General features: G+C 45.9%; 21 protein-coding genes. 7 read left to right on the top strand and 14 right to left on the bottom strand.

Annotation, left to right across the window (positions count from 1 at the left end; all coding sequences use genetic code 11):
* Positions 1–117 precede the first annotated feature (117 nt).
* The 8 genes from A3757_RS24200 to A3757_RS24235 form a co-directional block, all read right to left on the bottom strand.
* Positions 118–768 carry a methyltransferase gene (locus A3757_RS24200; RefSeq protein ID WP_068508015.1) on the bottom strand — a complete coding sequence of 217 codons (651 nt, stop codon included), beginning with the start codon at positions 766–768 and terminating at the stop codon, positions 118–120.
* Between the two features lie 335 nt (positions 769–1,103).
* Positions 1,104–1,739, bottom strand: a complete 636-nt coding sequence (gene slmA / locus A3757_RS24205; protein WP_068512101.1) for a nucleoid occlusion factor SlmA — start codon at positions 1,737–1,739, stop codon at positions 1,104–1,106.
* 62 nt (positions 1,740–1,801) lie between these two features.
* Positions 1,802–2,599 carry a thiazole synthase gene (locus A3757_RS24210; RefSeq protein ID WP_068512104.1) on the bottom strand — a complete coding sequence of 266 codons (798 nt, stop codon included), beginning with the start codon at positions 2,597–2,599 and terminating at the stop codon, positions 1,802–1,804.
* 86 nt (positions 2,600–2,685) lie between these two features.
* Positions 2,686–2,886 (bottom strand): sulfur carrier protein ThiS, encoded by a 201-nt coding sequence (gene thiS / locus A3757_RS24215; RefSeq protein WP_068512106.1) that lies wholly within the window; start codon positions 2,884–2,886, stop codon positions 2,686–2,688.
* Positions 2,887–2,923: 37 nt separating this feature from the next.
* Entirely contained in the window at positions 2,924–3,337 is a 414-nt protein-coding gene (locus A3757_RS24220) for a DUF423 domain-containing protein (RefSeq protein WP_068512109.1), read from the bottom strand.
* Positions 3,327–4,154 carry a symmetrical bis(5'-nucleosyl)-tetraphosphatase gene (locus A3757_RS24225; protein WP_068512112.1) on the bottom strand — a complete coding sequence of 276 codons (828 nt, stop codon included), beginning with the start codon at positions 4,152–4,154 and terminating at the stop codon, positions 3,327–3,329. Before A3757_RS24225 ends, A3757_RS24220 begins: the two co-directional genes overlap by 11 nt.
* Positions 4,155–4,173: 19 nt before the next feature.
* Positions 4,174–4,830 (bottom strand): 7-cyano-7-deazaguanine synthase QueC, encoded by a 657-nt coding sequence (gene queC / locus A3757_RS24230; protein ID WP_068512115.1) that lies wholly within the window; start codon positions 4,828–4,830, stop codon positions 4,174–4,176.
* 73 nt (positions 4,831–4,903) lie between these two features.
* Positions 4,904–5,380 carry an Lrp/AsnC family transcriptional regulator gene (locus A3757_RS24235; RefSeq protein ID WP_068512117.1) on the bottom strand — a complete coding sequence of 159 codons (477 nt, stop codon included), beginning with the start codon at positions 5,378–5,380 and terminating at the stop codon, positions 4,904–4,906.
* A gap of 168 nt (positions 5,381–5,548) precedes the next feature.
* On the opposite strand from A3757_RS24235, the gene leuA reads away from it, so the two are divergent.
* Positions 5,549–7,234: a 2-isopropylmalate synthase gene (leuA, locus tag A3757_RS24240; protein WP_068553256.1), complete on the top strand. Its 1,686-nt coding sequence runs from the start codon at positions 5,549–5,551 to the stop codon at positions 7,232–7,234.
* A gap of 123 nt (positions 7,235–7,357) precedes the next feature.
* Positions 7,358–7,972 (top strand): DUF2780 domain-containing protein, encoded by a 615-nt coding sequence (locus A3757_RS24245; protein ID WP_068513472.1) that lies wholly within the window; start codon positions 7,358–7,360, stop codon positions 7,970–7,972.
* Positions 7,973–8,040: 68 nt separating this feature from the next.
* Here the strand turns inward: A3757_RS24245 and A3757_RS24250 are convergent, their stop codons facing one another.
* From A3757_RS24250 to A3757_RS24260, 3 genes are all read right to left on the bottom strand, one after another.
* Complete coding sequence (locus tag A3757_RS24250) at positions 8,041–8,712, bottom strand: OmpA family protein (protein ID WP_156490355.1); 672 nt, start codon at positions 8,710–8,712, stop codon at positions 8,041–8,043.
* Between the two features lie 47 nt (positions 8,713–8,759).
* Complete coding sequence (locus A3757_RS24255) at positions 8,760–9,167, bottom strand: DUF6524 family protein (protein ID WP_068553254.1); 408 nt, start codon at positions 9,165–9,167, stop codon at positions 8,760–8,762.
* Between the two features lie 72 nt (positions 9,168–9,239).
* On the bottom strand, positions 9,240–11,036 hold the full coding sequence (locus A3757_RS24260) for an ABC transporter ATP-binding protein/permease (protein ID WP_068513478.1): 1,797 nt from the start codon (positions 11,034–11,036) through the stop codon (positions 9,240–9,242).
* 118 nt (positions 11,037–11,154) lie between these two features.
* Here A3757_RS24260 and A3757_RS24265 point away from each other — a divergent pair, with 118 nt between their 5' ends.
* Together A3757_RS24265 and A3757_RS24270 are read left to right on the top strand one after the other, a co-directional pair.
* Positions 11,155–12,384: an efflux RND transporter periplasmic adaptor subunit gene (locus A3757_RS24265; protein ID WP_068513481.1), complete on the top strand. Its 1,230-nt coding sequence runs from the start codon at positions 11,155–11,157 to the stop codon at positions 12,382–12,384.
* Positions 12,381–15,485 (top strand): efflux RND transporter permease subunit, encoded by a 3,105-nt coding sequence (locus A3757_RS24270; protein WP_068740444.1) that lies wholly within the window; start codon positions 12,381–12,383, stop codon positions 15,483–15,485. Before A3757_RS24265 ends, A3757_RS24270 begins: the two co-directional genes overlap by 4 nt.
* Here the strand turns inward: A3757_RS24270 and A3757_RS24275 are convergent.
* Positions 15,475–16,104: a hypothetical protein gene (locus A3757_RS24275; protein WP_068553390.1), complete on the bottom strand. Its 630-nt coding sequence runs from the start codon at positions 16,102–16,104 to the stop codon at positions 15,475–15,477. The genes A3757_RS24270 and A3757_RS24275 overlap by 11 nt on opposite strands.
* Positions 16,097–17,953 (bottom strand): hypothetical protein, encoded by a 1,857-nt coding sequence (locus A3757_RS24280; RefSeq protein ID WP_068553389.1) that lies wholly within the window; start codon positions 17,951–17,953, stop codon positions 16,097–16,099. The genes A3757_RS24275 and A3757_RS24280 overlap by 8 nt, the downstream gene beginning before the upstream one ends.
* A gap of 131 nt (positions 17,954–18,084) precedes the next feature.
* Between A3757_RS24280 and A3757_RS24285 the strand changes: the two genes are divergently transcribed.
* The 3 genes from A3757_RS24285 to A3757_RS24295 all read left to right on the top strand — a co-directional run bounded on the left by A3757_RS24285 (position 18,085) and on the right by A3757_RS24295 (position 19,621).
* Positions 18,085–18,834 (top strand): hypothetical protein, encoded by a 750-nt coding sequence (locus A3757_RS24285; RefSeq protein WP_068554474.1) that lies wholly within the window; start codon positions 18,085–18,087, stop codon positions 18,832–18,834.
* A gap of 148 nt (positions 18,835–18,982) precedes the next feature.
* A complete protein-coding gene (locus tag A3757_RS24290) occupies positions 18,983–19,186 on the top strand; it encodes a hypothetical protein (protein ID WP_068513493.1) in 204 nt (67 codons plus the stop codon).
* A 9-nt stretch (positions 19,187–19,195) separates the two neighbouring features.
* A complete protein-coding gene (locus tag A3757_RS24295; protein ID WP_068513497.1) occupies positions 19,196–19,621 on the top strand; it encodes a MarR family winged helix-turn-helix transcriptional regulator in 426 nt (141 codons plus the stop codon).
* Positions 19,622–19,636: 15 nt separating this feature from the next.
* On the opposite strand, the gene A3757_RS24300 is transcribed toward A3757_RS24295, so the two are convergent.
* Positions 19,637–20,524, bottom strand: an 888-nt coding sequence (locus A3757_RS24300; protein ID WP_082872186.1) for a DUF4344 domain-containing metallopeptidase, incomplete at its 5' end; no start/stop codon positions are given.

Raw genomic sequence — 20,524 nt, forward strand, 5'->3', positions numbered from 1 at the left:
TCTTAGCTTTCTAAGCCAGTACAAAGTCATGACTTTGGTGTTTTTTGTTGCGCCCTACCTTGCGTTGAAGATTATGTGGCATTAGCTCTGCTTTGACCTGAGTAGCGCAGCCTACGGCTAGCGTGAAAACTTTAGAATATGGCCTTTGAACTGGCCCTCTAAATAGTCGGTATGCTCAGGCTTAAAGTGGCTTGAGCTAAAACCAAAGTCAATCATTCGTTTGCTGAGTTTGTTTTTTTTGCCGCGCCCAGGATCTACCAAAATGACCTCACTTGTTGGCTTGGAGTGTCTTTCAAAGAAATTAGCTAATAAGCTAATGTGTTCGTCTTCATATAATATATCGCTACCAATGATCAGGTCGAAAAGGCCTAAGCTATCATTATCTTTAGCCCAGTCTATACGTTCAAAGGTGATGTCGGCGTCGCTATTAAGTTCGGTATTTCGTTGTAAGAATTTTTCAGTTTCAGGGTGGTAGTCAGTGGCAGTAATATCGGCGTGCTGCTTATTTAGTAATAAACTCGATAAAGCCATGCCGCAACCAACTTCCAGGACCCTTTTATCACCAATAGTGTAGTTAAAGATGAAGTGTGCGAGCACCATACTGGAAGGCCAGATGACACCGAAGATGGGCCATGCTGCAGAGCTGATGCCCAGTTTCTCAGCGATGCCTTCCGGATCATGAAATTGCTGTCTGTCACGGAGTGTACAGAGATGAATATCGGTCTTACCAAACTCAATGGTTTGGTAGCACAAGCGTAAGTCTGTCATTTGGCTGCCTTCGTATTTGCGCTAAATATCTTTATAGATAATTAGCACAGAGTGGCGCTGAGCCAGGTATCGAGGATAAATGACAAAACGGAGTACTACTTAGGGTATAGCACCTGTAAAGAAAGGCAATGTATTTCGCTTATTCTTTGTACTGGGAAAATCGCTGATAATTGGCGCTTGTTAGGATTAACAACTGGCTAACGGCAACTAATTCTAGCTTGGCTAAACCTTGTAGCTTTAACGAGTGGTAGAACTCGGTTGGAAGATAAATGAAATCCTGTGAGGGTTGAAGAGCCTCAATAAGCTACAAGGGAGAGCTTATTGAGGCGGATAGCTTAGTCACTCTGGAATAAACTACTAGCAAGCATGGGCCAATGTGCTGACCAACCTTGCGTAGGGCTACGCTTAAATTCGCTACGCACATATTGGTGGATACGACCTTCGATATTTAAAGTGAGCAAACTCGCTGCACTGCTGCCGGTTAGGCGAGGTCTCTTTTGCTCGCGAATTTCAGCTTCTCGGATTATTTGGCGTAACTGAGTTTCAAGACGATCAAAGAACTGGGCAGAACGCTGTCGAATTTTTGGCTTTTCACCCGCCAATGCACCGCCTACTAATAAAGAACACATACCGGGGTTCTTTTCAGCAAAAGCCAATATAAAGATTACGATCCGCTGAAGTCGCTCAATGCTTCCAGGGACTTCTTGAGTAATCAATTTGATGCGTGTAAATACCGACTCTTCTATAAATTCTAACAGGCCTTCAAACATCTTCCCTTTGCTGGGAAAGTGTCGGTATAGCGCTGCTTCAGTGACGCCGACTTCCTTGGCAAGTTTAGCGGTTGTGATCCTTTCGCCAGGATTCTTCTCAAGCATCTGAGCCAGCACTTCCAGAATTTGCTGGCGACGATTAGGCTTGTTGCTTTTTTCTGTCTTGCTATTAGGGGTATTGCTTGTCGGCTGGTCCGGCATTCTCAGCGTTTCCTATAAATAATCACTAAATAAGTATTAAGGTCTATCTTGAGTCAATATGACTAGACGATCAAGCCCTCTATTGGCGAAGAGGCTGAAGCGTATAACTTACGTGGCATACGGCCAGCAAGATAAGCCGCTCGACCACTTTCTACTGCCAGGCGCATAGCCTGGGCCATTAGGATAGGGTCTTGAGCTGCAGCAATTGCTGTATTCATGAGTACGCCATCACAACCTAGCTCCATCGCGATACTTGCGTCTGAGGCTGTACCAACACCAGCATCAACTAATATTGGCACCTTCGCATTTTCGAGAATTAGCTTGATGTTGTAGGGGTTACGAATGCCAAGGCCAGAGCCAATCGGAGCACCCAAAGGCATGACCGCAACACAGCCCATTTCTTCAAGGCGTTTAGCAACAAGTGGATCGTCAGTGGTATAAACCATGACCTTGAAGCCGTCTTTTATCAGTTCCTCTGCTGCGATCAATGTTTCTGTTACGTCAGGAAATAAAGTCTTTTGATCGCCTAGTACTTCAAGCTTTACCAAGTCATGTCCACCCAATAGTTCGCGTGCGAGCTTACATGTTCGCACTGCATCTTTAGCGGTATAGCAGCCCGCAGTATTGGGCAGGATGGTGTATTTATCAGGTGAAATAACATCAAGTAGGTTGGGCTCGTCCTTGTTCTGGCCGATATTGGTGCGGCGAACGGCAACGGTGACAATTTCAGCACCGCTAGCCTCTATGGCCAAGCGTGTTTCTTCCAGGTCTTTGTATTTTCCCGTGCCAACTAACAAGCGAGATTGGTAGGTTTTACCGGCAACGGTTAAAGGCGTATTAATATTCGTTGTATCTGTCATAGCTGTACTCTAATTGCTGCTTGGGTTGTAGTGCGTGCTAATATATTGAGTGATTTTTCTAATCTTGAAAGAAGGTCTTCAGATGTCTAGCCACCGCCAATTGCGACGACCACTTCTACCTTATCACCTTCTTTTACTTCGTAGGTATCGTGTTCACTACGGGAAATTATTTCTTCGTTTACTTCGATGGCGTAGCGTTTTCCCTCGAGATCCAGGTGCTGTGCCAGTTCACTCAGCTTGAGTGAAGTGCTTAGCTCATAGGGTTCGCCATTCAGGTTTATCATCATTGTCGTTTTCCACCAGGGTATATCTATATAACGCGGTCTAGTTGGCTTTTCTAAAGGCTAGAAAAAGACACAGCCAACCAGCAATAAAACTCAGGCCTCCAAAAGGCGTTATAGCCCCTAAGAGACGGACTGCTTCGCCAGTAAATGCCTCACTGAATGCAAGCCCATAGAGACTACCACAAAACACTATGATGCCAAGCAGGAAGAAGCTATAACTTGCGTTTAAAAGCTTTTGCGAATGTGGCAGAGGGGAAGCTTCCTTGAACAGGCTCAATATCCCGACCACTAGAATCCCGCATGAGTGAAACATCTGATAATGAACACCCGTTTGATACACTTCTAGCATGCGCTCGCTAATCATCGCTTTTAAGCCATGAGCGCCAAAAGCACCCAAGATCACTGCTAGCATGCATAGCAATGCGCCTATCATAAGCTGGGAATTAGGCTTCATAAGCGAACCTTTCTTTAGTATCGATGTTTAAAGCAGTAAGTGAACCACCCCAGACGCAGCCGGTATCGATAGCTTGAAATTGGTCTTTGTTTGCGCCAGTGAGCCCTGTATTACCCGAGAGTGCCGCCCAGTGTCCGAATATTAGCATGGTGTTGTCGGGCCGAGGCAGGCTGAACCAGGGGACATAGTTATCGGGGGCATCGTCGAGGGTTTCTTTGACGGCAAAGTCGAGCGCACCGTTTTGTTTAACAAAGCGCATGCGGGTAAAGTAGTTTGTAATAGCACGCAGGCGCATCATGCCCGTGTGGTGCTCAGACCAGAGTGCGGGCTCATTGCCATACATCAGGTCAAAGAATGCTTCGTAATCTCCGCGACATAACTCATTGGAAACTTCTTGATTGTAACGATAGGCTTGCTCTGTTGACCATATATGAGGAATGCCGGCGTGACTCATTGCAAGCTTCTGCTCTTTATCCCATATCATTAGAGGTTGATGGCGTAACCAGGTCATCAATTCATGGCAGTCATCTGCTGCAAAAATTTCAGCAAAGGTGTCTTTTCTTTTAGGCTGGCGCTTTAAATAGTAGGTAGCCAATAAGTGAAGGTCATGATTACCAAGAATAACCTTGGCAGGATGTCCGCCTTGGTTACCCAGGCTTTTGATCAGGCGCAGACAGTCAAGCGAGTCGGGGCCTCGATTTACAAGGTCTCCTGCGAACCATAGTTCGTCACGGTTCTGGTCAAAAGATATCTGGTCGAGTAGACGGGTGAGTGCTTGATAGCAGCCCTGAACGTCACCGATGGCATAACGAGCCATAAGCTTTCCTTGTTAGTTATTATTCGTAGGGAAGGGGATCGGCAGCGCTATTTTCTGAAAACGCTTCGAGTCGCTCTTGGCAAGCACCGCATTTGCCACAGGCCTTTTCTCTGCCGTTATAGCATGTCCAGGTTTTACCGTAGTTAAGTCCCATTGCCAGCCCTTTGCTCAGTATTTCTGTCTTATTGATATCCTGAAAAGGTGCAATAATATCAACCGCTTCGTAGTTAGCGATTTTAGAAACCGCATCCATCTTTTCGATAAACTCAGGGCGACAATCCGGATAAATAGCATGATCACCACCGTGGGCGCCGTAGTAGACGGCACTGGCTTTTATTGAAACTGCATAAGCGATCGCAAGAGAAAGCATTACCATATTACGGTTGGGGACCACCGTCGATTTCATGCTTTCTTCTTCATAATGCCCTTCAGGGATTTCAATGTCATCCGTGAGTGAGGAGCCGAGTAATAATTGATGGATTGCGGTGATGTCGACAATTTTATGAGGCAGGCCTAAGTCGTCACATACCTTCTGTGCGTAGTGAAGCTCTTTAGAATGCTTTTGACCATAGTTAAAAGACAGGGCGTAAACTTTCTTACCTTGAGCAATCGCTTGATTTAACAGGGTGAATGAATCCATTCCGCCGGAATAGATAACAACGACTTTATCGCTCATAGCTTCCTCATATAGTCCTTACAGTTGAATTGTGTGGCATTTTATCTCTGTGAACTGGAAAAAGACAGCGGGCTTAGGCCAGATGGTTCAAGGGAACAGAAGTTCGATCGATAATCTTTCTTAGTACAAAGCTGGAATGAACACCGGTAACGCCGGGTATGCGTGTTAGTTTGCCTAAGAGGAAAGCTTGATAGGCATCCATGTCACTCACCAATACTTCAATCATATAGTCCGCAGCTTGCCCGGTGATTAGCATGCATGAGAGTACCTCCGGGCAATCGCTCAATGTTTCCTCAAAGGTATCAAAGCGGTCGTTAGTATGTCTATCCATACTGATTTGTACTAGAGCTGTGAGCTTTAGCCCCAACTTTTCTCTATCTAATAAAGTGACGGTTTTAGATATGAGGCCGCTTTCCTCTAGTTGTTTGACTCTTCGTGAGCAGGGAGAGGGTGATAGGCCGACTTTTTCAGCTAATTCAAGATTGCTGATCCTTCCATCTTTCTGTAGAGCGTCAAGTATGCGCCGGTCAGTTCTATCAATCTTGATCATAGGGTTAGATATATATGCTAATAAAGGTTGCTTAAAAGGTTATTTATTGCTTAATTCTGGTTCAAATAAGAAATAAAAGCAATCTATAACTACATATTGACGCATATAATATCCCTATTGTTGAGCAGTACTCATCTCTCTAGAAATGTAAGGTATAGGAGCATCGCGATGTCATTTGACCACCGTAAATATCAGGCTTTTCCTCGTATAGAGTTGCCCTCGCGCCAGTGGCCTAATCAGCATATTGAGCGTGCGCCGATTTGGTCAAGTGTCGATCTTCGGGATGGAAACCAAGCCTTGATAGAACCCATGTCAGTTGAGCAGAAAAAACGCTTGTTCAAGTTGCTGGTCAAGGTAGGGTTTAAGGAAATTGAAGTCGGCTTTCCAGCGGCATCGCAGCCTGATTTTGACTTTGTTCGTTGGGTGATTGAAGAGCAACAGGTCCCGGATGATGTAACTTTGCAGGTTTTGACCCAGGCACGGCCCGAGTTAATCGAGAGGACATTTGAGTCTTTGAAAGGTGCGCGTAGAGCGATTGTTCACGTTTATAACTCCACTTCTACGGTACAGCGGGAGCAGGTTTTCAAGCTTGGAAAGCAAGGTATTATTGATATCGCCGTAGCGGGTGCCCAAAAGGTTCTAGGCGAAGCAGAAAAAGCGCCAGAAACAGAATGGGTTTTCCAGTATTCACCAGAGAGCTTTACCGGGATAGAAGTCGATTTCGCGGTAGAAGTCGTCGATGCGGTAACTGATGTGTGGCAACCAAGTGTAGAAAAGCCCTGTATCATTAATTTGCCTGCCACGGTGGAAGTGTCTACGCCGAATGTTTTTGCTGACCAAATTGAGTGGTTTGGAAGTCACGTTAAACGTCGAGACGCTATTATCTTGAGCGTGCATACCCATAACGATCGAGGTTGTGGTGTGGCTGCAGCAGAACTAGCTGTTATGGCCGGAGCCCAACGAGTTGAGGGTACCTTGATGGGGAATGGCGAGCGAACGGGAAATATGGATGTCATTACCATGGCGATGAATCTGTATAGCCAAGGTATCGACCCTGAATTGAACTTCTCTGATATGGATGAAATTATCCATACAGTTAAGGCGTGTACACAAATAGATGTTCACCCTCGACACCCTTACGCTGGCGACTTGGTGTTTACCGCTTTTTCTGGCAGTCATCAGGATGCGATTAAAAAATGCTTGTCTGTGCGTAAAAAAGAAGATCCATGGCAAGTTGCTTATTTGCCGATAGACCCGACTGATTTGGGGCGTAGTTATCAGGAGGTTATTCGTGTTAACTCGCAATCGGGCAAAGGCGGTATCGCATATAGCCTAGAGCGTGATTATGGCTTGAATTTGCCTCGCTGGTTACAGGTGGAATTTAGCTCAGCAGTACAAAAAGAAGCGGAGCTTAGCGGAGGTGAAGTTGATTCCGATAGAATCTGGGCGCTTTTCAGGGAAACATATATTGAACAGCAGTCTCCAGTGCATCTAGGGCCTTTTGAGATGAAGCGCTCAACGCATGACAGTATCGAGGCCCAGATCTTTACTGCTCAAGGTTCGGTGAATGTATCAGGTCAGGGACATGGTTTGATGGATGCTTATGTTGATGCCATGAATGCGCAATTTTCGTGTGATATGAAGGTATTGGAGTATTCTGAACATGCGCTTGATCATAGGACCGATGCTGAAGCAGTGACCTATGTTCAGGTCAACATCAATGGCCAGCGCTTCTCGGGGGTGGCGATTCATGAGGATATTGTTACGGCATCTTTGAATGCAGTGATGAGTGCTTATAATCAGTTTATAGCCAAGCAAAACGGAGCCAGCAATAGACTTACTGGCACTTTATAGCCGACTAAACTTTTAGCAGGTTAATAATTTGCAAGGTAGCCTGATTGAAGGAGGGTGAAGGGAAAAATTGTGATAGCATCAGCTCATCATAATTTTTACTGAGTAATAACAATAGGGAACGATATGAAGAAAACACTTTTATTTGCAGTAATGCTAAGCTCTGCCAGCACAGCATCCGCGGGCTTTTTTGACTCGATCTTTGGTAAGAAAGAGGCGGCTCCAGTTGCTCAAACTACCATGACAAATGAAGTAGCAAAAGCTGCGAGTGAAGAGGTGCCAGCAGAAGCATCTGAGACGGGTTCTATGGTTGATATGGCGATGGGGTTATTGCCTACTTTGACTCAAGGGTTGGGAGTTTCTAGTGACCAGGCTGAAGGTGGAATGGGTGCTTTGTTAAAGTTGGCGCAGACAACTCTTTCAGGCGATGAGTTTGGTTCTTTGAGTGAAGGCATTCCTGGTATTGAGGGTATGTTGGCGGCTGCGCCGAGTTTGGGTGATAGCTCAGGCGCGGGCTTAGGTGGCATACTGTCTAAAGTAAGTGGCGCATCAGGTTCACTAGGCGCGCTAGGAGAAGTCACAAAACAGTTTGAAGCCTTAGGCTTGAGCCCGGATATGGTGCTGAAGTTCGCACAGATGGCCATTGAATATTTCTCTGGAGACTCTAAGTCATCTGATGAGCAAGGTTCAGGTATCGATATTGGTGGTTTACTACAGAAAGGCTTAGGTGCAATTTTGTAGTTCTATCGCAAATTACGAATAAAAAAGGGTGCTATGAGCGCCCTTTTTTATTGCGATAAGTGACGGCTTTACTTTCCTGCGCTTTCTAAAGGAAGTAGCTTTAATTCTACACGGCGATTAGCCTGACGGCCTTCGGCAGTGTCATTAGAAGCAACTGGGAAGCGTGGCCCTTTACCCGAAGAGTGAATGCGCCCAGAGGCAATGCCACGAGTCTGGAGTGCATACTTAACGCTGTTAGCACGCTGTTCGCTGAGAGTCTGATTAAACGATAGCGCGCCAGTGGAGTCTGTATGCCCGGTGATTTCAATTGCAGTCTTATCAAATTCCTTTAAGACCAGTGATACAGAATGAATGATTTTCTCAAAACTGGCCTGTAAATCCGACTTACCCGTTTCAAAGGTAATGTTGCCAGGCATCACTAAGATTATTTCGTCGCCCACACGCTTAACGCTTACGCCGCTATTTTTTAGCTGGTGCCTTAGTTTTGCTTCTTGCTGGTCCATGTAATAACCCGCACCACCACCAATAGCGCCACCGGCAACGGCACCAATAAGTGCGCCTTTGCCTCGGTCAGACTTACTCGAGGTTGCAACCCCGATCAGTGCTCCCGCGACTGCCCCGGTCACTGCGCCTGTCGTTGCGCTTGATACTTCTTCTTCACCGGTATAAGGGTCATAGGTCATACAAGCACTGGTTAAGGATGCTAGAACAGTAAGGCTTACGATTTTCTTATTCAACATGAGTTTGCTCCATTATTTCCGTATATATAAATAGTGCTAAAAGGTGCTTAGACTTCGTCTACGTCAACTTGTCCGGATAGCCTGCGCCGAATATGAGACCAGCTCATGCCCAAACATAGAATTGCAGATATAAAAATTTCTAATAACCAGACGAAAGCACTGGGTTCACTTATGCTAATTAAGCCAATATCGATTAATGCCCAGATAATAATCGCGACGAGCAGCGCTGCGAGGGTGAGCCCGACGGGCCCTAAAGATTTTAGCGTAGCTCTAACGTAAATAACCCAGCCAATGATTAAGGCGACTGCTGATAAGGCTAACCAGGGTGTTGGTTCTGATATAGAAGAGAGCAACCAGTGGTAATAAGAAAAGGTGCTTGGGTTGTAGCTCAATAATACAAGTAATAAAGCGAAAACGAAGCGAATCGCGATGCCTTTGGATGTAATGCTCTTCATTCAATGGGAACCTGTTAAAGAATATTTATCTTCTTAGTATAATAAGCAATGCACATTATAAATACTTACCAATTAGATACCTTGTTCGTTCTGCTGCAAAGCCCACAATTGGGCATATAGACCTTGCGCTTTGATAAGAGAGTGGTGGCTTCCTTGCTCGACCACGCCACCCTTATCAATGACAATAATACGATCAGCATCGACAACGGTGGAAAGGCGGTGGGCGATAACTAGACTGCTCTTACCTGCCGATACTTCTCTGATTGCCTCCATCACTGCGGACTCAGATGCGCTATCAAGCGAGCTGGTTGCCTCGTCAAATAGCAGTATTGCCGGGTTCTTGAGGATGGTTCGGGCAATGGCAACACGTTGTTTCTCGCCACCGGAAAGTTTAAGACCTCTTTCCCCGACTTGAGTTTCATATTGCTTGGGTAAGCCCTCAACAAAGTCTTTCAAATGAGCAAGTTCGATTGCGTGCTTTACTTCTGCATCGCTTGCACCAGGGCGACCATAGCGTACGTTTTCAATCAGGCTGGTATTAAATAGAACGGTGTCTTGAGGCACTACGCCAATCGCTGCGCGCAAACTGTGTTGGGCGCAGTGCTTAATGTTCTGATCATCAATCAGAATCGCACCTTTGCTGGTGTCGTAAAAACGAAATAGTAGCTTCGCGATAGTTGATTTTCCGGCGCCGCTGCTACCAACAAGCGCTACTTTTTCTCCTGGCTGCACGGTAAAACTGAGATTGCTCAGAATCGTTCTACTTGGCTCATAGGCAAAGGAAATATCTTTAAACTCGATCTTCCCGTTTGATACTGTCAGGGGCTGAGCGTTTTGCGTGTCGACAACCAAAGGTGCTTCTTTAAGCAGGCCAAACATACGTTCTATATTGGTCATCGAGCTTTTGATCTCTCGATAGACGAAGCCCAAGAAGTTTAAGGGTAGGAATATTTGCATCATAAAGGCGTTAACCAATACGAAATCACCTAAAGTCATACGTCCGGTGCTGACTTCATGAGCTGCCAGTACCAGCATGGCGGTTAGCGATGAAGAAATGATCAGTGCTTGTCCGCCATTCAGTGCAAATAAAGTGAGACGGTTTTTGCGCTTTGCTTGCTCCCACTTTTCTAGTTCTTTATCGTAAAGGTCCGCTTCATATTGCTCGTTAGTAAAGTACTTAACGGTTTCATAGTTGAGTAGGCTATCAATTGCCCGGGTGTTACTTTTGCTGTCAGCCTGATTCGCTTCGCGAATAAACTGGGTGCGCCAGTCAGTGGTGGTCTTGGAGAACCAGACATAGGCGATGACTGATATCAGTACGATCAAGGCAAACTCGAAGCGATATTGTTGCCATAAAATACCCATGACCAGAAACAGTTCGAGAAAGGTGGGGACAATATTAAACACCAGAAAGCGCATCAAAAAACTAATGCCATTTGTGCCGCGCTCAATGTCGCGAGATAAACCACCCGTTTGGCGGTTCAAGTGAAAGCTTAGACTTAATGCATGAAGGTGCTCGAAAACTTTTAGTCCTACGCGACGCATCGCTCTTTCGGTCACGCGTCCGAATAGGGTGTCGCGGATTTCGCCTAGTAACACATTCATCAGCCGTACCAGACCGTAGGCGAGTAATAAGCCCAAAGGTACAACGAGCAGGGATAGTTCATTATCAGCTAGTTGTTGGTCTAGGTCATCGACGACGTGCTTGAGAATAAAGGGCATGGTAACGCTAGCGACTTTTGCTGCAACCAGACATAACAGAGCGAGAGCGATGCGCTGCTTGTATTCCAAAAGGTAGGGAATGATTTGCTTGATGATTGACCAGTCAATTTCTCGATTGGGGTCAAAGTCTGAACGCATACCGCGCATGTGAAGTATCCTAAGGAAAGAAAGCGCTTAGTGTAGCGTAAAAGGGATAAGTGCCAAAGCGCAATGGATCAGATATGATCTTACTATTCGACGCCCTCTATTTTAGGAGAACTTAGTTTTGTCAGCTCAGCGATTAGTTAAAGTACTAGCGCCAATTGTAGTGTTGTTGCTATGCCTTTTGTTGGCCTATCAGATAAGTCAGTCGCAACCACCCGCGAGCAAGGGGCGTCCTTCAAAGGCAAATCCTTTATTGGTCGAAGTGGATAAAATAGCGCCTCGGGACTTTCAGGTCACGGTAGAGTCCTATGGTGTTCTGAAGGCTAATACCCGGACGAATCTGTTGTCCCTGGTCTCGGGACAGGTTTTAAAGGTCAGCCCTGCTTTTCAGCGGGGTGCTTTTGTCCAAGAGGGTCAAGTCCTGTTGGTGATCGATCCGCTTGAATATGAGGTGAGCTTGCAAACTGCGCGTAGTGATTTGGCTAATGCGGAGTTAGCTCTGGCGGAGGAGGAAGCGCGTTCCGAGCAAGCACTTCGGGATTGGCGTACCCAAGAAAAAATCAATAGTACACCGGCGCGTGATTATGCGCTGCGTTATCCTCAGCTAAAAGCGGCCAAGGCTAAGTTGGAGACGGCTAAAGCCAAGCTATCCTTGGCGCAGAAAAACTTGGAAAGAACTAAAGTTCGAGCACCCTATGATGGTCGTTTGATAGAAACCTTCGTCAATAAAGGCAGTGTCATCAGTACTTCCACGCCCGTGGCAGAGCTTTATTCTAGTGAGTCTTTGGAGCTTAGCTTACCCATAGCTAGTAGGGATCTCGCATTTCTGGACTTACCTTCATCAGAGAGCTATCAGGATACCTCTTCATCAGCTTATGTCCGCATCGAGAACTCCTTAGTTGTACCAGCTGAATATTGGCAAGCAATGATTGTCGGTACTGAGGCGCTGGTTGATGCTGAAAACCAACAAATCTATGCGCTGGCAAAAATAGTGAAGCCGCTCACTTCTGAGAAATCGGAAAGGCCGGTACAAGCGCTAAAGGTTGGACAATATTTGCATGCAAACATACAAGGGAAAACTATAGATGAGGCGATATTAGTGCCGAATTCGGCGATCTATCAGGGCACGTATGTCTATGTTGTAGAGAAAATAGAAAAACAGGATGTGCTTGCCAGGCGGGAAGTAAACGTTCGTTGGCGCAATGAGGAACTTAGCCTGATTGAATCTGGTTTAAATATTGGCGACCTGCTAGTTAGAACACCTTTGGGGCAAGTGACGAGTGGTACGCGCGTGGCGATCGATAAGCGAGTAGAGGGCGCTGCAGACAAGCATCAAGGAGAATCACCTTGATTGCATGGTTTGCTCGAAATGATGTTGCGGCAAATTTATTGTTGCTGACCATTCTGGCTTTAGGTCTAGGCTCATTGCATTTCTCAATTCCTTTGGAGGTGTTTCCCAGTATAGAACCGCGCTCGGTGCGCGTCACCATCGCGATCCCGGGAGCGATGCCAGAAGATGTCGAGACCAGTGTCAGCATAAAACTCGAAGAAGCCGTGCAAGACCTAGAGGGTATAGAGGATGTAGTGAGTAATGCCAGTGAGGGGCAGTCCCTTCTGATTATTACTCTGGATGACAACTACGACCCACAGACTTTGCTAACAGAAATAAAGAATCGCATTGATGCGGTGAATAATTTGCCTGCGGATGCAGAGCGGCCTGTGGTGAGTTTAAGCAAGCGGAAACGGGAAGTTATTAGTGTCGCGGTGTCTGGCGATTTATCGGAACGGGAAATTCGCCAACAGGCACAGCATGTACGTGATCAATTGCTTGATATTGAAGGGATTACCCAGGTTGAATTAGACGGTGTGCGTGATTATGAAATTAGCATTGAAGTTAACGAGCGGGTATTACAGAAGTATGGACTGAGTCTGTCGCAAGTGGCTTTGGCGATTCAGCAACACTCAAGAGATATCTCTGCCGGAAGCTTAAAAAGTAATGGCGGTGAAATTCTGATTCGCTCTAGTGGGCAGGCTTATAACAAACTAGAGTTTGAGCAGATTCCTGTGCTGAGTCGAGCTGATGGTAGTAGCGTCACGGTTGCAGACTTGGCCAGTGTTAATGATGGCTTTGAGGAAAGCGCCATACTGACCCGCTTTAATGGTCGGCCGGCGGCCTTGGTCGATGTTTATCGTGTCGGTCAGCAAAGTGCTATCGATGTGGCGGATAAAGTCAGGGCCTATTTGCAGGAAGCTGAGTCTTCATTACCCGAAAGCGTTCAGCTTGATGCTTGGCATGACCGCTCAAAAATCGTTAAAAAGCGTCTGAAAACGCTTTCAGATAATGCCATACAGGGCGGTATATTAGTCCTGCTCTTGCTGACTTTGTTTCTGCGTCCTGCCATTGCTTTTTGGGTCTGCATTGGTATACCGGTTTCCTTTATGGGCGCATTGTTAGTGATGCCATTGTTCGATATTACCATTAACGTGATTAGCCTCTTCGGCTTTATTGTTATTCTGGGGATAGTCGTCGATGACGCCATTGTTACCGGCGAGAATATATACTCTCACCTGCGGCGTTCTGAGTCAGGTTTGGAAGCCGCGATCAATGGCACTAAAGAAGTCGCAGTTCCGGTAACCTTTGGTATTTTAACGACGATCGCAGCTTTTCTTCCCATTGCGTTTATTGAAGGCGTGCGCGGGCAATTGTTTGCGGCGATTCCGGTTGTTGTGATTCCTATATTGGTATTTTCTCTAATTGAGTCCAAGCTTGTTTTACCAGCTCACTTGAAGCGAATTAAGCTACAACCTCAAAATCAAAGCTCAGCCTTGGTGGCTGGCTTATCTCGTTTTCAGCAGCGCTTTGCCGACGGTTTTGAAAGTGTTGTCTTGCACTACTATCAGCCAGCACTTCAGTTGGCCTTGAAGTATCGCTACCTTTGTCTGGCGCTTAGTTTTGGTCTCTTATTTATTTTGTATGCCTTGGTTTCGACTGGGTGGATGAAGTTCATATTCTTCCCGAAGGTTCAAAGTGAGTTGGCACGTGCTAACCTGGAAATGCCTATAGGAACACCCGTCGAAGTGACTGATCGATATGTCTTGTCAATGCTGGGAGCTGCCCGTGAGCTTCAGGATAAGTATCACCTGGAAGGCGAGGCGGTGATTCGAAATATCATGGCAACAACTGGCTCTTCTGGTGGTTCGAGCCATATTGGGCGCGTGATATTTGAAATTACGCCGCCAGAAGAGCGTACTTTGGATATCACCAGTCGCGAGCTGGTTAATGAGTGGCGTGCATTAATTGGCCATGTGCCGGGCGCAGAGAAGTTAACTTATCGTGCTGAAATTGGTCGAGTCAGTGACCCGATTGATATCAAGCTGAGTGCGCAGGACTTTAATGCTCTCTCAGGTATTGCTGAGCTAATAAAAGAAAAGTTGGCAAGCTACCCGGGGGTATTTGATATTTCCGATAGCTATTCAGACGGTAAAGAGGCGATTGAGATAGTGCTTTTGCCTCAGGCTTCAGTATTAGGCCTGACACGTCAGGATATTATGTCTCAGGTGCGTGAAGCCTTTTATGGCTACGAGGTGCAAAGAATTCAGCGTGGTCGTGATGATATCAGGGTTGTGGTGCGTTATCCGAAGAGTGATCGGCAGTCTATTCGTTCACTGGAAGAATTCTTGATTCGTAATGCCCAGGGAAGTGCTGTGCCGCTCTCTCAAGTCGCGAGCTTACGAGCAGAGTCAACGCCGGCTGTTATTAGTCGTTTGAATCTGAAGCGTACTATTAGCGTTCGGGCTGATGTCGACAAACAAGCAACCAATATGTTGGTGTTGCAACAGGAGCTACGAGATTATATTGACCGGCAGCTTGGGCAGTTTCCGGGTGTGAGCTACAGTATGGAAGGTGAAGCGAAAGAGCAGCGCCAGTCTTTCGGGAGCTTGAAATGGGGCGTCTTATTTGTGCTGTTTATAATTTATAGCTTATTGGCGATCCCATTTAAGTCTTACTTGCAGCCGGTGGTCGTCATGGCGGTGATTCCTTTTGGCGCAATCGGAGCCATTGCCGGGCACTGGATTATGGGGATGGACCTGACGCTAATTAGCTTGCTGGGAATGTTGGCGCTTACGGGAATTGTCGTGAACGATAGCTTGGTTCTGGTGGATTTTGTTAACAAGCGCCGCAAGGAAGGCAGGGACTTATTGCTAACAGTTAGCGGTGCAGCTGCTGCACGATTCCGCCCAGTTATTCTTACCTCTTTGACCACCTTCTTTGGTTTGATGCCATTGCTGTTTGAACAGTCAACCCAGGCTCAGTTTCTGATTCCGATGGCGGTCTCTTTAGGCTTTGGTATTGTTTTCGCTACCTTAATTACCCTAGTGCTGGTGCCGGTAAATTATTTGGTGATTGCCGATATACAGAGACTGTTTCGCAAGCAAGCACTTAGCGACTAAACTGGCAGTAGCGGTGTGCCAGGCTAATCATGGCTTGATCTTCCGTCTCGAGTATAAGTTCTTTATCTTCGATATAAGAGAGTGCCTGCCCACTCAGCTGATTGCTACTTTGGCTCTGTTCCAGGTAGCAATATTGTTCAGAGGGAGTTTGTAGGTCATCTGGCTCGTAAGTCTTACCTGTTACCACATATTCACCTGTCGATATAAGTGTGCGGTGAAACACGGTAAAGGAGGTATCAATAAAGGCTTTGTCTGGATTGTTATTTGAATCTTGAGCCTCAGAGATAATCTTTAGGGCATCACTAGTCTTTCGGTCTGAGGCGGACTTGAGTATCGATTCGGTATAGGTGATATCGCTGCTGAAAAAGCTGCCTGAGCTTGAGAGCAACCACCAGATAGCCGCAGCTGTTAGGGCAAGCACGCAGAGGCTGACGGTGATGTGCATGGCCATCAGTGTGCGACGAGAGCTCTGCTGGAACTGATAAAGAGAGGAGAGCTCCAGTTGTTTATCCACTTGGGTATCTATAGCACGATTCATCGCATCGAAGTTGTGCGAGACGGACTCGTATTGCTCAGACTCTTTATCGCCTGTTGTTTGTTCACTTGCTTGCTTAGCCATCACTATGCCCGTTATTAGGCTTGGTTTCATCACGGCCTTTAGTATTGTTTTCCTTTAGGTCTTGCTCATCAAAGCTGTGATTCTCGGCAAGTTTGAGTAGCGACTTATCCTCCGTATACAAAGGTACGTGTACGATTTCCTTTTTGATGATCTCGACAGGAACTTCAACCTTAACCACTTTCTCGACAGGCACTTCTTTGATGACTTCGGTGGCGACTTCTTTTATCACGGGGCGGCGCTGCACTTGTCTCCAGTAGATGATAAGGCGGCGGGCGCTATTGAAAGCTTTCTTGGTAATTGAAGGGATGCTGTCTCGATCTGCTTTATAGTCTGCAATTGATGGGTCTCGAATAACGTAGGATGCAAAGGCCAATAAGATGCCAGTCACGGCAATAAGCAAAGCAAGGCTACCAAACCATAGTGTTGCAATGGTCATCACATCCTTTCTGCCCAGGTCAGCTGCAGACTCTTTGTTATACCACCATTGAGCCATGCGGTAGACTTGGTTGTCGCCAACTTTCAGGTTGACCAGATTACGCAGTTCAACGCGCTGTTTGCTCTTGTCAAAGATAGTCTGATCGAGTTCTTTAATAATGGCATCATTTTCAGAAAGCTGTTTGAATTCCTTTTCTCGTATTTGCTCATTCTCGCCTTGCTGTTCTTGGAATTTCTTTTCGACACGTGCCAATTCCTTCATATGAGTTTGAATGACCGATTCGATATCTTTTTCGCGGGCTCCTAGACTCTTGCTGAGCTTCAGTGATAGCGCCTGAATTTTTTGGTTTAGCGTATCTTCTCGTGCCTGATAGCGATCTTTGACGGCCTCGATATCCTGGTTATAAGTGGCTCGGAGTGTCTTTTGTTTGTCTGAGTCACTGAGTTTATTCAGTGCAAGGCGTAGGTCTTCAACCTTCTTCTCTTGCGTTTCGACGAGAGCATTCTGTTCTTTCTTAACTGAGTTTTCAGAGAAGAAGCCTGCATCAGCGATTTTCTTCTCTCGCTTCACTCGAAGCTCTTTTAGATAGGCTTGTTCATTGGCAAGCTGTTGTTGAAGGCTTCGGCGTTGAGTGTCTAGCTCACTGCTGGCATTGAGCGTCATTTGTCGTGAAGCCTCAATCAGTGCATCCAGTTCCTTCTGACGGTCAGCGCGTAAAGCTTTGAGCTGCTCGCGTCTATCTTCAATTTGCGCAGATAGGCCTTTGATATATTCATTTTGAGTTGCAGCGCGTAAGCCCTGAATGCGGTCCTGAATTACTTCTGCTTGGCGAGAACGCTCTTCTGATATGATGGCATGACGCTGGCTGTATTCGGCTTCAATTTGCGAAGAGCTTAAGCTTGCCAGACGAGTGCGCCGTATTTCGAGTGGTTCAATTTCCTCTTCGACGGCCACTAGTTCTTTCTTATGTTTATCGATTGAGAAAATCAGGGCATGAAAGTTTCTTTCGAAACCATTGAGGGCTGATTCAAAAGTGATAAAGGCTAGAAAAATTAGGGAGGTACCGAAGATAAACTTCCACTTTGTATTGCTGGTTTTATAGGTCGCCGCAACAAAAGGAATTTTGGTGATTTCGACAATCGCGACCATCAAAAAAGGCATCATGGCGATAAACACATTGGTGTAATCGCCAAAGCCCAAACCCTGAGGGCGATTATTTTCTATCTCGGTGAACGAACTGATGCCTTGCATAATGGAGATGGCAAAGCCGATAATCACGGCGCATATCTCAACCGCCCAGGCAAAGAATATTAGCTTTTTGCCAATGCTCTCGCGTTCCGGGTTTATCGTTAAAGAGGGTGCTTGAACCGGCTCAATTGAACTGGTAACGGTTTGAGCTTGGCCGTTTGTCATGCCTTTGGGTTTCCGTTATTGTTATTTTTTCGATTGTTTGTGTATGTTATCGAAGTTTTACGCTTAAGCTACTTCGTTCACACTATCTTCTAATAGTGAGTTAATTCGCTATCTAAATCAGTGACTCAGGTATGAAAAATAGTATTGTTCTCGCTAGTTTGCTTTTTCTGCTTCTTACTAGTGCCTGTACTACCCGGCAATTGGCGGAAGTATCTCCTCTTGAAGAAGATGTGTCAAAGCTTGAGAAGCTTAGTCCTGAAGAGAAGCAGAGCAAAGAGAATGAGACAGCGGAAAAGAAAGCCAAAAAAGAAAGTCAGGCCGCTACTAAGCAGATAGAGCCAGAATCACCTTTGCAAAAACAAGCTGAAAAGGCATCCCAAAAAAAGCTCGGGCAGCCTTCCGATAAAACACAGGCTAAGCAAAAAGAGAGGCAAACTTCGCAGAAGTCGGTGGAAGCTTTGGAGCAAGAGTATTCAACTGAGCCTTCAAGTATGCGCTCAAGGGATGAGTTGGAGAAGAGTAGCGATAAGGCTTCGAAGAATACATACTCTCCTATGAAAGATAGTGCAGCGGCTTCGGCTAAAGAAGATCAACAGGATGGCGTGGGAAAAAATGCGCTTGAACAACTAGAGCAAGCAGCTGGTGGAGAAAAAGCAGGCACGAAGTATTTAAAAGATAAAGATGATGAAGACCCTTCCTTGGAAATAAATGGAGTGCTTAGTGATAGCGATACTGAAGGTAATGCTTACCATATAGAGGGTGATGATGCCCCTGTAACGATTCTGGGAGAGGGGGGGGAAGTGATTATTTTACAAAAAGATCGTGAGCAAACATCCACTTTTCGGAAACGGAGAACCTGGAATATGCAGCGTCAGTTCTAAGTTAATACAGCTTGTTTGCGCTCTAAAGCGATGATTATCTAGGGCTTGATGCTGACTGCTTCACGTATCATGGGATGAAAGCTTGCTCTATACTTGCGTCATTTGTAGGATAGCCTCTAATTGCCGAAAGGAGGTCTGGGAGAGTTTGATGAAAAAGTTGAGTGCATGTGTCCTGATTGCCGTATCGCTGCTTATGGGTGGCTGTCAGAGCTTTCAAAAAGATAGGGACTTGGAACTGTATATTGTTGGTGCTGGCTTGAGCTATGCGATTGGTAAACATGTTTGTCGTCATAGTGAATTCGTTGAAACCTGTGGTGTAAGTGCCGCGGCTACCTTTATCGTTTGGTACTAAGCTTTATTTATGTCGGAAGACCTTCTTCGCCTGGATAAACAGGTTTGTTTTTCTTTATATAGTGCTTCCAATGCGATGGTTCGAGCCTATCGGCCATTCCTTAAATTACTGGACCTGACCTACCTTCAGTACATTGTCATGATGGTATTGTGGGAAAAAGACGAAATCAACGTCAGTGATTTAGGGGAGCGGGTTCATCTGGACTCAGGAACCTTAACACCTTTATTAAAGCGTCTTGAAGCGAAAGGCTTATTGAGTCGAAGTCCTGGTCTTCGTGATGAGCGAGTAAAAATTCTTACTTTGACTGAAAGTGGTCGCTCTCTAAAAGCTGAGGCGCAAGCGGTACCTGAGCAAATGCTTTGCAAGCTTGACCTACCTCCTGAGCAGTTACAAACCTTAAAGCAGCAATGCGAGGCGCTGCTCAAAGTACTGTAATTGTTTCCTTTAAGACTAGTGTGCAGCAAGCCAGCTGGTGAGCCTATTCTCTTGTCTGAGGTGCGGTTGTAAGGCATCAAGCCAGGTCTGTAACTTCTCCAGATACAGTTTTTGGCACTGTTCAATTTTTTTCTGATCCCATGCCAGCTCTTCTAATAGCTCATGATAGGCTTGCTCTGTTCTGTTCACGCGAGCCAGATAGTCTTTGCCGAGTATTAAGCAAACGGCTTTGCGGTAGCGCTGCTCATCGAGTGAAACCTCAGCTTCGTAGTCTTCTTCGCCGCCATAAGGAATAGATTGCCTGATTAGTAGAAATGCTTCCGTTGCTTCCAGAATAAAGTCGCTGTCATGGTGGTTCAGGTTGATAAGCATAAGGGTCGAGAAGTTATCCAGTGCAAATACTTCTTGCCCGGATACGCCTAAATCAAACTGACTAACCAAGGCTCTGCCTAGTTCAAACCACAAATATTTTTCAACGGCTGCGCTGTATATCGCTTCTTGTATACCCTCTTGTTGAGGGTATTTGGCAATTAGGCCTTGATCTAGTTGGTATAGAAAGGAGAAGGGGATGTCGATCTTTATATCAACCTGGCTGGTTTGTTTGTTGTTCGAGCTTGCAGTGTCAAGTGCTAAAGGTTGGCTCGTTGTAGCCTGGTCAGCTTGGTGAAAGTGATAAATGATGCTTTGTTTTAAAATAAGGTCTTGTTCACTAAATATTCGCAAGCGTTCGAAAACTTGAGACTTTTTCAGACGTGTAATTAGCTTGGTATCGTATTCACTCTTAGCGTCAGTTTGAAATGATAAGTCTGATGGCTGTTGAGGCTCAGTAATAGAGATCGATGCGTAGGTGCTGAAGGTTAGGGTTGACGTTATAAGCAGGAGCAGTAATCTGATATGTATAGA

It is taken from the genome of Oleiphilus sp. HI0117 (genome assembly GCF_001635235.1).